Source organism: Sulfitobacter sediminis (genome assembly GCF_040811725.1).
GTDB lineage: Bacteria > Pseudomonadota > Alphaproteobacteria > Rhodobacterales > Rhodobacteraceae > Sulfitobacter > Sulfitobacter sediminis.
Genome location: NZ_JBFNXX010000073.1, coordinates 1 through 2,504 on the forward strand (window position 1 = coordinate 1; position 2,504 = coordinate 2,504).

3 protein-coding genes are annotated in these 2,504 nt (G+C 58.9%); all 3 read right to left on the reverse strand.

Features of this window, described 5'->3' with window-relative positions; genetic code table 11:
• Positions 1–262: 262 nt before the first annotated feature.
• Positions 263–1,147 (reverse strand): NAD(P)-dependent oxidoreductase, encoded by an 885-nt coding sequence (locus AB2B41_RS23145; RefSeq protein ID WP_367880190.1) that lies wholly within the window; start codon positions 1,145–1,147, stop codon positions 263–265.
• Positions 1,148–1,564: 417 nt separating this feature from the next.
• Positions 1,565–1,696: a hypothetical protein gene (locus AB2B41_RS23150; protein ID WP_367880191.1), complete on the reverse strand. Its 132-nt coding sequence runs from the start codon at positions 1,694–1,696 to the stop codon at positions 1,565–1,567.
• Entirely contained in the window at positions 1,693–2,079 is a 387-nt protein-coding gene (locus AB2B41_RS23155) for a hypothetical protein (RefSeq protein ID WP_367880192.1), read from the reverse strand. The genes AB2B41_RS23150 and AB2B41_RS23155 overlap by 4 nt, the downstream gene beginning before the upstream one ends.
• Positions 2,080–2,504 lie beyond the last annotated feature (425 nt).

Sequence of the window (2,504 nt, forward strand, 5' to 3'; positions counted from 1 at the left end):
CGCTCTCGGCTATCGGCCACCGGCTCCTGAAACCATCGTCCAGATGGACCCGAGGCCAGTCATGCACTAACAATCAACCCGGACCAGTCAGATCAGGCCATCCAGCCTTTGCCAACACCGGCCACTCGTTATGACTGCGTCCGATGTCTCAGAAGCGGGACAAACCGGCCGTTTGAGAAGAATTTCCTAGGTTCGGTTTATCCCGATTGCTGCCTTTTCGTTTGGCTCGCATGTATGCCATGAGCCGAAATCTCATTGGCAATCAGGCCTCGCCGCCGAACAAGCGGTAAATAGCATCGAACTCTGCCCCGCCGGCTCCATCTACCACCAAAAGACGGTAGATCTCGCTCGCGGTCGCGGTCATGGGCATCGGCGACATTGCACCGCGACCGACATCAAGCGACGTGTCTAGGTCCTTGAGTACAACGTCCACATGGCCAAGTGGTTCATCGATCCGGCCCAGCATTCTCGGGCCGAAAATTTGTAATGGCCGCGAGTCGGCAAAGCCACCCGACATGGCGTCGATCAAGGCGCGCGGGTCCACACCGGAATTGCCCGCCAGCCGCAGTGCTTCGGCGATAACGACGAAGGTACAACCGACGATCATCTGGTTACATAGTTTTGCCGTTTGACCGGCCCCCAAGCCGCCCATGAGCGTCGCATGTTGAGAAATGTGGGTAAGATAGGGGGCCACGCGGTCGAAATCGGCCTGGCGACCGCCCGCAAGTACGGCCAGCGTGCCAGCCTCGGCTCCGGCGACGCCACCAGAAACCGGCGCATCGAGCCAAGACATGCCGTTAATTCGTGCCAGGCGCTCCGCGAAGGCACGGGTTGCGTCTGGGTGGATCGAGGAATTGTCGACGAGGAGCTTCCCCTCTCCGTTGGCCTCCGCGATACCGTTGGGTCCAAAAACCACAGCTTCCATTGCCGCGGTATTTGTTACGCAGGTGAAAACGATGTTTGTTGCGTTCGCGACTTCTGTTGCCGAGGCGGCAACCCGAGCTCCATCGGCACGGGCTGCCTCTGCATTTTTCGGGCTCCGGTTCCACACTGTGAGTGGGCATCCGGCCGCCAGTAGGCGCCGCGCCATTGGCAGGCCCATGAGACCGAGTCCAACAAATCCAAGCATCGCGTCAGTTTCAGCCATTCTCTCCTCCATCTTGGCACTAGCAGCACCTAAGACAAACCTATCTGTATGCGAGCACCCTGGTCGATAGGGCGATGTCGCGAGGTGATGTTGCCATCAAATCGGCACGAGGCGACCGCGGCATACCTCATGCGAAGCGGGCCGTCGCCCTTGTCTGGCTTAAGGCCTGTCTGGGGTCACTAGCACGTAGAGCGTGCTTACCGAGCGTCCGCTTTTCCCCGCAATGCGTCCGTTCAAACGTCATGCAGCATCCGAAACTAGGGCTCGACGCCGTCATCTGAGTGCTCTTATCAGATGACAGGAAAGCTGCTGTCAGCGGCCCCTCATAACTGGCTCGCGCCGCAGCAACGTCTGCTTTCGCGCTGCAACGACCGCCTTTGCCAACACCCGCCACTCGCTGCGGAGACGATCGATGTCTCAGATGCGGACTTTCTTGTCCTTCACTTCGATGGTCTCAAACGCCTTCCAAGGCCAAGATCGGTCTTCCGGTATGACGGAACGGTTCCCCGGAGCTGACAATCTCATATTTGCCTGCAGGAAGCGTTTCATTCAAACCCCGGACTCTCAAGGTCCAGTGCCTTCAGACAGGCTTGCGCTATATCTCGGTCTGGCGCATCAGTGCCGGGCACTGTGGCCCATCCGGTGTCCATGAGAGCGTCTCTCCGCTGATCCGCCAACATAACGGGGACCAGAAAAGTTGCGGCGGCCCGGATCGTCGCCAGCTTGTCCGCCCGCGCCGGGTCCGTCCGCGCCATGTCGAGGCAGACCGGAACCATTGAGGCGACGATACTGTTGCGAGACATCGCCATCGCCCGATCATTTGCGGTTACGCCGGTCACCCAGACGCCCAAGGTGAATCCCGCGACACCGACGAAGACCATACCAATTACGGTACCATAGATGCTGGGTTTGAGCCATTCGGCAGTGTTCATGTCTTGTCCTCGTGCGGAGAAAGCGCCGCCTCGCTGTAATTGTCACCTCGGTTTGCAGCCTCGTCCCGGCCCAGCGGCACCTTCACCGCGCCGTACGAAACCGCGCGCAACTTGGGGCGGCCTGCATGGCTGTTTCCGCTGGCTTAGGCTTCATTGCGGCCGCAGCCCTGGCAGTCAGCTCAGTGAAGGAAATTTCGTCGATCCTTTGATAGGCCCGCGCCGAATACCCAGTCTATGCTGGACCGCGGTGTTTGGCGTCGGTTCCTTAAATATGGGTACAGTTGACTCGATTTGCGACAGTGCTTCGCAAAGAAAACCGCCTGAACATTAAGAGCGATCGGCTGCTTCGGGCTCTTCTGAGACATCTGAGCGTTTCGGTCAGATGTCCGCAAAGCCGCACTTAGAAACCATTCGAGACGACCGAA